The sequence below is a fragment of the Streptomyces sp. NPDC049541 genome (assembly GCF_044465725.1).
GTDB lineage: Bacteria > Actinomycetota > Actinomycetes > Streptomycetales > Streptomycetaceae > Streptomyces.
The window spans coordinates 175,416-182,835 of sequence record NZ_JBITLY010000008.1; the positions used below are offsets into that span (position 1 = coordinate 175,416).

7 protein-coding genes are annotated in these 7,420 nt (G+C 72.9%); 3 read left to right on the forward strand and 4 right to left on the reverse strand.

Features of this window, described 5'->3' with window-relative positions; all coding sequences use genetic code 11:
- On the reverse strand, positions 1 to 789 hold the full coding sequence (locus ACIBW9_RS29020) for a ferritin-like domain-containing protein (protein ID WP_398959984.1): 789 nt from the start codon (positions 787 to 789) through the stop codon (positions 1 to 3).
- Between the two features lie 223 nt (positions 790 to 1,012).
- Positions 1,013 to 2,068, reverse strand: a complete 1,056-nt coding sequence (locus ACIBW9_RS29025; RefSeq protein WP_398959986.1) for an LLM class F420-dependent oxidoreductase — start codon at positions 2,066 to 2,068, stop codon at positions 1,013 to 1,015.
- Between the two features lie 112 nt (positions 2,069 to 2,180).
- Between ACIBW9_RS29025 and ACIBW9_RS29030 the strand changes: the two genes are divergently transcribed.
- Positions 2,181 to 3,167: an aldo/keto reductase gene (locus ACIBW9_RS29030; RefSeq protein WP_398959988.1), complete on the forward strand. Its 987-nt coding sequence runs from the start codon at positions 2,181 to 2,183 to the stop codon at positions 3,165 to 3,167.
- Positions 3,164 to 5,323: a helix-hairpin-helix domain-containing protein gene (locus tag ACIBW9_RS29035; RefSeq protein WP_398959990.1), complete on the forward strand. Its 2,160-nt coding sequence runs from the start codon at positions 3,164 to 3,166 to the stop codon at positions 5,321 to 5,323. The genes ACIBW9_RS29030 and ACIBW9_RS29035 overlap by 4 nt, the downstream gene beginning before the upstream one ends.
- An 81-nt stretch (positions 5,324 to 5,404) precedes the next feature.
- Here ACIBW9_RS29035 and ACIBW9_RS29040 read toward each other — a convergent pair whose 3' ends face one another.
- A complete protein-coding gene (locus ACIBW9_RS29040) occupies positions 5,405 to 6,115 on the reverse strand; it encodes a hypothetical protein (RefSeq protein WP_398959992.1) in 711 nt (236 codons plus the stop codon).
- A 47-nt stretch (positions 6,116 to 6,162) separates the two neighbouring features.
- On the opposite strand from ACIBW9_RS29040, the gene ACIBW9_RS29045 reads away from it, so the two are divergent.
- The gene (locus ACIBW9_RS29045) at positions 6,163 to 6,351 is read left to right on the forward strand and encodes a DUF5703 family protein (protein WP_005485166.1); all 189 of its coding nucleotides are present in this window, start codon (positions 6,163 to 6,165) and stop codon (positions 6,349 to 6,351) included.
- Between the two features lie 114 nt (positions 6,352 to 6,465).
- Here ACIBW9_RS29045 and ACIBW9_RS29050 read toward each other — a convergent pair whose 3' ends face one another.
- The gene (locus ACIBW9_RS29050; RefSeq protein ID WP_398959994.1) at positions 6,466 to 7,236 is read right to left on the reverse strand and encodes a chaplin family protein; all 771 of its coding nucleotides are present in this window, start codon (positions 7,234 to 7,236) and stop codon (positions 6,466 to 6,468) included.
- Positions 7,237 to 7,420: the final 184 nt, after the last annotated feature.

Consider the following 7,420-nt stretch of genomic DNA (forward strand, 5'->3'; position numbering starts at 1 on the left):
TCAGGCGAACTCGGGTGCCGTCCGGGCGGGTCCGCCCAGTGCGTCGCGCCGCTCGGGCATCCGCAGGCTCACCATGCGCCGCCAGCCGGCGAACCGCTCGTAGGCGTAGACGGCGTGGATGCCGGCCGCGAGCAGCGCCGACTTGGCCCGCGGCCAGCCGAGGATGCGCCCCATGTGGTCCATGACGGCGAGGCTGACGTCCCGGTAGATGCGGATCTCCGCGAGCGCGCACTCCCGCAGCGCGCGCTGGATGGCGCGGCCGTGTCCGGCGTAGGCGAGGCGCAGCAACTCCTCGTGGCAGTAGGCCAGGTGGTTGTCCTCGTCGTCGGAGATCATCCGCACCGCGCGGCCGATGCCGGGGTGGTCGGCGAAGTGCCGGCGCAGCAGTTCCATCTGCTCGGAGGCACGCTGCTCGGTGACCCTGCTGTGGGAGAGGTAGGTGACGATGTCCTGCACGGTGAGCGGTTCGTCGTTCCTGAGCTTGTCGTGGGGAAGACCGATGCCGTGCTTCTCGAGCAGCATCGTGTAGTCGGTCTCGGGCGGTACGGGGACGGGTTCGAGCCCGCGCTTCTTCATCAGGGCGTTGAAGATCCGCCCGTGCTTGTCCTCGTCGGCGCCGTGCCGGGCGATCTTGGGGGCGAGGTCGCGTTGGCCCTCTGGGACCAGTGCGGCGATCCGCCCGTTCTCCCAGCCGCCCTGGGACTCGCCGCTGGCCGCGATGGAGCAGAACAGGGCGAACGACTCGTCGTCGTCGAGGATCTCCTGGAAAAGACTCCTGGCCGAAAGCATGGTGGGCACCTCTCTGCCGGTCTCGAACGAGTCAAATGCGGCGACGGAGGTGCTGCAACAGGTGTGTCGGACGACTCGGCCGAAAGGAGGACCCAAGGGGGCACAGCGGAGGCGTAACCGCGCGCGGCCGGGCGCGTTGTTCCCCGTGACGGCCGTGGCGGGGAAGACCCCCGAGCCCCCACCACGGCCGCAGAAACTTTTCGCCACCGCCCCGGAGCGTGCGTTACGCCAGTCCGGCGCGCTCCAGGGCCTCGGTGCCGGCGCGGAGCGAGGCGACCCGCTCCTGAAGCGTGAAGCCGGCCGGGTTGAGGCTCAGGGTGGTGACCCCGGCCGCCGCGTACTCCTTCATCCGGTCCGCGATGCGGTCCACGGAACCGAGCAGCGCCGTCTTGTCGATCAGGTCGTGCGGGATCGCGGCCGCGGCGCCCTGCTTGTCGCCGGACAGGTACTTCTCCTGGACCTCGGCGGCCGCCGCCTCGAACCCCATGCGCTGGGCGAGTTGGTTGTAGAAGTTCTGCTTGGCGCTGCCCATGCCGCCGACGTACAGGGCGGTGTAGGGCCGGAACGCGTCGGCGAGGGTGGCCACGTCCTTGTCCTCGCCAACGGAGAGCGGGAGCGTCGGACAGACGTCGAAGCCGTCGAGGGTCTTGCCCGCCTTCTCCCGCCCGGCGCGCAGGTACTTGATCGTGGTCTCCTCGAGGTGCTCGGCCGAGGGGAAGATCAGCAGGGCGCCGTCGGCGATCTCACCGGTCTGCTCGAGGTTCTTCGGGCCGATCGCCGCGATGTACAGCGGGATGTGCTCGCGCTCGGGGTGCACGGTCAGCTTGAGCGGCTTGCCCGGGCCGCCGGGCAGCGGCAGCGTCCAGTGCTCGCCCTCGAACGACAGCCGCTCGCGGGTCATCGCCTTGCGCACGATCTCGACGTACTCACGCGTGCGGGCCAGCGGCTTGTCGAACTTGACGCCGTACCAGCCCTCGGAGACCTGCGGTCCTGAGACCCCGAGGCCGAGGCGGAAGCGGCCGCCGGAGAGCGAGTCGAGGGTGGCGGCGGTCATCGCGGTCATCGCGGGCTGGCGGGCCGGGATCTGGAAGATGGCCGAGCCGACGTCGATGCGCTCGGTCTGGGCGGCGACCCAGCTGAGCACGGTGGCCGCGTCCGATCCGTAGGCCTCGGCGGCCCAGCACACGGCGTACCCGAGCCGGTCGGCCTCCTTCGCGACCTCCAGGTTGTCCGCGTCCATTCCGGCACCCCAGTAGCCGAGGTTGATCCCGAGCTGCATGCCGATACCCCTTACCGATCAGTAACGTCCCTGTTCGCCAGACCCTAGCGTGCGGAAACTGGTTGTCCACAGGCCCCCACGCCGAAGGGCCGGGCCAGTAATCTCGGCGTTCATGGAGCAGAGGTATCTCGGCCGGACCGGCCTTCGCGTGTCCCGCATCGGACTCGGCACGCTCACCTGGGGCAGGGACACCGACGAGCACGACGCCGCGGACCTCTTGAAGACGTTCTGGGAGGCCGGCGGGAGCCTTGTCGACACGGCGGACGTGTACGGCGACGGGGAGGCCGAGTATCTGCTCGGACGCCTCATAGAAGGCCTGGTCCCGCGCCGGGACCTGGTGATCTCCACCAAAGCGGGCAGTGTGCCGGACCCGGACCGCCGGGTCGACTGCTCGCGCGGGCATCTGCTCTCCGCGCTGGACGCCTCGCTGGCCCGGCTCGGCACCGACTACGTCGACATCTGGCACATCCACGCCTACGACCCGCACACCCCGCTGGAGGAGACCCTGCAGGCCCTCGACCTTGCGGTCAGCAGCGGGCGGGCGAGGTATGCCGGCGTCTCCAACTTCTGCGGCTGGCAGCTCGCCAAGGCGGCGACGTGGCAGCTGGCGGCTCCCGGACTGCGGACCCGGCTGGCGGGCACGCAGATGGAGTACTCGCTGCTGCAGCGCGGCGTGGAGCGCGAGGTGCTGCCGGCCGCGCTGGACCTGGGCATCGGTCTGCTGCCGTCCTCGCCGCTGGGCCGCGGGGTCCTGACGGGCAAGTACCGGGGCGAGGCTCTGCCGTCCGACTCGCGCGGCGCCTCCGAGCACCTGGCGCCCTTCGTCGCGCCGTACCTGGACGACACCGCGAGCCGCATCGTGGACGCCGTGCAGACCGCGGCGGACGGGCTCGCGGTGACTCCCCTGCAGGTCGCCCTCGCATGGATCCGCGACCGGCCGGGCGTGGCCGCGCCCATCGTCGGCGCACGCAACTCTTCGCAGCTCACGGCGGCATTGTCAGTGGAGGCCCTTAGTCTTCCTGACGAGATCTGCCGGGCGCTCGACGACGTGTCGGCGCCCGTGCACCGCTATCCCGATCACGACTGGAGCACGCTGTGAGCACGGAGCCCGAACCCACCGAGGACGCAGAGAACGCCGAGCCGGGGACGCCGGGCGCCGCGGAGCAGAGCGGCGAGGGCGCGACCGCGGCGGACGGTGACGGCGGGTCCGCCGCCCAACTGTCCGAAGCCGAGGCCGAGCTGGCTGCCCAGCGGCTGGAGCGGGAGCGGATCGAGCGGCGCAAGGCCGAGAAGGCGGGGCCGGTCGAGAGCGGCGCGAAGCTCAGCGGGAAGGCCGCCGATCTGCTGGCCGCCGTCCGTGCCGTGGAGAGCGGGGCGAAGCCCGTGGCCACCGTGTTCAGCGAGTCCGCCCCGCGCCGTCCCGCCCCCGAGCCGGTACGGCGCCCGCAGCCGACGCCCGCGGCCGCGCCCGCCGCGCCCGCACCGGAGACCGTCGACGCGGTACGGCGCGTGCTGAGCGACGGCGGCGCACCGGAGGCGCTCGCACCGCAGGTCGCCGCCACTCTCGGCGAGGGCGCCGAGGACGTTCTGCGGGAGGACCCCTGGCTGCTGTTGCGCGTCGGCGGTGTGCGGCCCGAGCAGGCCGACGGCTTCGCGCGGGCGCTGCTCGGCGCGGAGTGCGGTCCGGACGACGAGCGGCGGGGCCGCGCGCTGACGGGATGGCTGCTGGAGCAGGCGGCCCTGGCCGGGCACACGGCGCTGGAGATGCCTGCGCTCACCGCGGCGCTGACCCAGCGGGGCGTGCCCGACGCCGACGCGGCCGTGCAGAGCGCTGTCGCGGAGGGCGAGGCCCTGGTCTTCCAGGACGCCCTCGAACCGACCGCTCCGGCGCCGGAGACGGCCGAGGAGGCCGAGGAGCGTCCGGTACGGATCCTGGTCGGCCTGGAGCGGTACGCGCTCGCGGAGGAGAGCCTCGCCGACGGACTGGCCCGTCTGATCAACTCGGTGCCGAAGGAGGAGGGTTCGGCGGAGGCCTGGGAGGGCGCCGCCGCCTCCGCCCCGGACACCGCCGCCGAGCTGGTCCGCGCGGTCTCGGGCCACGGCCTGGTCCTGCACACCGGCGGCGAGGCCTCCCTGACCGAACCGGCAGCCCTGCTGCAGGCGGCCACCGCTCTCGGCCTGCGCGCCTGGGCGGCCACACACACCCCGACCGGCCGCGACCGCTTCGCAGCACTGTGCGCGGGGCGCGCCGGGGCCGTGCAGGGCCGCGACGGGGAGAACGAGCCGGTGCCAGGCGCCCCCGGCGTCGCCACCGTCGCCGGGCTGCTCTCCGGTGACGAGGGGCCCGGGCGGGACGTGGACGGGGCGCTGGATCTGGGTCTTCTCGTGGTGCTCGACGCGCCCCAACTGGACGTCGAGACGGGGGCCCTGCTCGTCGAGTCGTTGCCCGACGGTGCCCGGCTGGTGCTGGCCGGGGATCCCGGGGTGCTGTGGTCGGCCGGGCCCGGGCGGGTGTTCGCCGATCTGCTGGCGGCGCGGGTCTGCCCCCGGATCGCCTCGCGGCGGCCGGACCTCGGCCCGCTGGGCGAGCTGGTCTCCGGGATCGGCATCGGTGAGCTGGGTCAGGTCGAGGCCCCCGGCAAGGAGGTCGTGATCGTCCCGGTGCGGGACGCGGGCGAGGCGGTCCACCGGACGGTGCAGCTCGTCGCCGACTCGGTGCCCCGGGCGTTCGGCGTGCCGCCCGAGGAGACCGTGGTGATCACCCCCGGCCACGGCGGCGCGGCCGGCACCCGCGCCCTCAACGCGGCGCTGAAGGAGCGCCTCAACCCGGGCCCGGGCCGCTTCGGCGGCTTCGACCCCGGCGACCGGATCGCCTACTCCCCCGCACCGGGCCGTACGACAACGGGCAAGGTCGTCACGGCCGACGCCGCCGGGCTGCATCTGTCGTGTGCGGGCGCCTCCGTCGCCGTACCGAAGGAGCGGGTCGAGCAGTCCGTGCGGCACGGGTGGGCGCTGACCGCGCACCAGGCGGTGGGCAACAGGTGGCCCGCGGTGGTCGTGGTACTGCCCGGGGATGCGGCGCAGTCCCTCAGCCGCCCCTGGGTCTACACGGCGTTCGGCAGGGCGGACCGCCACCTCTCCGTGGTCCACGGCGTGGACCAGGCACTCCCCCGTGCCGTGGCCGAGATCCCGGCGAAGCCGCGTACGACCCGTCTGCCGCTCCTGCTGAGCACCCAGGTACCGGCCACCGGCTGACCGAGGGGCCCGACAGAACGCCGGCGGCGTTCACGGATGATCTCCGTGAACGCCGCCGCCGCAAAACGGTCCGTCCCCGCGCTAGCGGTCCGCGTCCAGTGGCTCCAGGTCCTCGTCGCCGTCCAGATCCGTGTCCAGTTCGTCCTCGAGGTCGTCGTCGGTCACGCCGGCGAGGCGTCCGTCGTCGATCTCGTCGTCAAAGACAGCGCTGACGTCGAAGCGGCAGACCACCCGCTGCGGATCGATCTGCTCGAACGGCGCCTCCAGCCAGTCGCCCGGCTCGGCCGGTTCGTCCGTGGCCGTCACCCACAGCGTGGAGTCGCCCTCCTCGAGGCCGAACTCCTTGTGCCGTGAGGCGATCTCGTCCGGTTCGAACTCGCCGAACAGCACGCCCAGCGCCCCGTGCACGGTCGCGGAGGTCTCCGCCCCCCGCCCGTCGTCGTCCGCCGCCTCCACCCGCTGCGCCTGCGCCAGCAGCCGATGCTGATCCGCCACGGCGTAGTCGCGGCGGATGAGCACACTCAGCGCGTTCGGCTCCTCGGGACCCGTGTACGGCGGCAGCGTGTCCTCCGCACCGGGGATCTCGAAGGGCGTGACCTCGTCGTAGCGGTCGTAGAGCATTTCGTCGTACGTCTCGGCGGCCGCGGCCAGCTCGTTGAACGCCTCGTAGACGGCCTGGTCGTCCTCCCCGGACCTGCGTTCGACCGCGGCCAGGTGACGGTCGAGCGCGGTCTTGACCGCCTCGGCGGCGGCTCGTACCTCGGCAGCGGTGGGCTGCGCAGCATCAGACATAGTGCAGACGCTATCCGTACCGGGCCCCAGCCCGCACAATAGATGCGATGCCGGAATACGAATTTGTCGACGTGTACGTACCGCGCGGGGTGTCCCGCAAGGACGCGACACGCCTGCTGACGGACCATGCCGAGTACGGACACTGGGAGTTGGACCGTCTGAGCCTGCTGCGCGACGGCAGCCGCAGGGTGCGGTTGCGCCGGCGGATCATCCGCCAGGTGCGGGCCACGTGGTGAGCTGAGGCGAGGACGGAGACGACCGAAACGGAGCGGGCCCCGCCAGCACGGGGCCCGCTCCGTTCTGCGCACCGTAGGGGAAGTTTGCGGTGCTCGGGGTGGAGATGCGCCGGTTCAGACCGAGGCGCGCGCCTTGCGGTACATGACCGCCCCCGCCAGCAGCGCTCCTGCGCCCACCGGGAGCACGACCCCGATCGGCAGGTCACTGCCGGTGTGCGCGAGCTGTGCCCCGCCCAGCGGCTGGGTCACGGTCTGGGTGCCGGGGTGGTTGGTGTGCGAGGAGCCGCCCGGCGTGCTCGGGTTGCCGGGGTGGTTCGGGTTACCCGGGTGGCCCGGGTGGCCGGGGGTGCCAGGGTGACCGGGGGTGCCGGGATGACCGGGATTGCCCGGGTGTCCCGGATTACCCGGGTGTCCGGGGTTGCCGGGGTGTCCCGGGTTCCCGGGAGGCGTCGTGTGCCCACCCGAACCGCCGTTGGTGCACTCGTTGTCCTCGGCGGCGTTGCCGATGCCGACGACGTTGACGCTGTTGCCGCAGACATTGACCGGCACGTCGACCGGCGCCTGGACGGTGTTGCCGGAGCCGATGCCGGGCGAGTGACTGGAGTGTCCGCCGGCGTGGGCCCCGCCGGAACCGCCGTGCCCGCCCTCGTTGCTGCACTCGTTGCCCCGCGCCGGGTTGTGCAGTCCGACGACGTTGACGGTGTTGCCGCAGACGTTCACCGGCACATGCACGGGCGCCTGCACCGTGTTGCCGGACAGTACGCCGGGCGAGTCCGAAGCGGAGCCGTTCGCGCCCGAGTCGGCGTGGGCGTAACCGCCCGCAGCGGCGAGCACGCCGGTCGCCGCCATCACGGTCATCAGGCCCTTGCGGGTGACCTGTCGCATTACTGAATTCTCCCTGCCTTCATTCCTGACCTGGAATCCGCGAAATTCCGAGTGGAAATTCGCGAAACGGCCGGGGGGGGGGGGGGGGGGGGGGGGGGGGGGGGGGGGGGCGGCGGGGCGGGGGGCGGGCGGGGCGGGGGGGGGGGGGGGGGGGGGGGGGGGGGGGGGGGGGGGCGGGGGCGCG